The sequence below is a fragment of the Paraburkholderia sp. SIMBA_053 genome (assembly GCF_046534895.1).
Lineage (GTDB): Bacteria > Pseudomonadota > Gammaproteobacteria > Burkholderiales > Burkholderiaceae > Paraburkholderia > Paraburkholderia caledonica.
In genome coordinates this window covers 1-279 of sequence record NZ_JAWRXU010000508.1, presented here as the reverse complement: position 1 = coordinate 279, position 279 = coordinate 1, and the positions used below count along the sequence as shown (strand labels likewise).

The following is a 279-nucleotide window of genomic DNA, read 5'->3' as shown; positions in this document are numbered from 1 at the left end:
CCTTCGTGTGTTCGTCGATTTTGTCTTCGAACTTCGCCGTTCTTTGCCCCTGAAGCTGCCACAGCACGTGAGGCATGCTCACGTTCTCGTACACGATATTGTTCCAGCCGGTCGGCCGTGTGTCATCGCGGTAGAAGCTGCGCAAATACGTATACAGCCAGTCGCGGTTTCTTGCCCGCGCTTCCACCGACAGATCCGGCGGCAGCGCGCCGAACCACGCTTTCGCGTCGTCGGGTCGCATCGCAACCGTCATCGTGTTACCGACTTTATCTGTCGTGA

Annotated in this window: 1 protein-coding gene; it reads right to left on the bottom strand. The window is 58.1% G+C overall.

Features of this window, described 5'->3' with window-relative positions:
- Window positions 1-279 (bottom strand): cytochrome c1 (locus tag SB753_RS36640; protein WP_410805021.1); only part of this gene is annotated, 279 nt, incomplete at both ends.